Source organism: Corallococcus sp. RDP092CA, assembly GCF_041903675.1.
Lineage (GTDB): Bacteria > Myxococcota > Myxococcia > Myxococcales > Myxococcaceae > Corallococcus.
Window position 1 is genome coordinate 1 of the sequence record NZ_JAYESI010000133.1, and the last position, 402, is coordinate 402.

1 protein-coding gene is annotated in these 402 nt (G+C 70.4%); it reads left to right on the forward strand.

From position 1 onward, the window contains the following. Positions 1-402, forward strand: a 402-nt coding sequence (locus U8525_RS34500) for a calcium-binding protein (protein ID WP_374270976.1), incomplete at both ends; no start/stop codon positions are given.

Below are 402 nucleotides of genomic sequence, written 5' to 3' on the forward strand. Positions count from 1 at the left end.
TGGGGGCGGGGAACAACACGGCGACGGTGTCGCAGGGGAAGGACGGCGGGCTGACCATCAAGTCCGGCAGCGACACGGTGACGCTGACGGCGGAGCAGGCCCAGGGCGCCATCATCAACGGCGGCGACGGGAACGACTCCATCACCGTGGACGCGAGCGTCACGCAGGACCTCACGCTGGATGGGGGGGCGGGCGACGACAAGCTCGTGGGCGGCAAGGGCAATGACACGCTCATCGGCGGCGCGGGCAACGACACGATTCTTGGCGGCGAAGGCAACGACACGCTGAAGGGGCAGGACGGCGACGACTACCTGGAGGGAGGCGCGGGCGATGACCGCATCCAGGGCGGGGAGGGCCGCGACGTGCTCTACGGCCTGGACGGCAACGACACGCTGTCGGGGG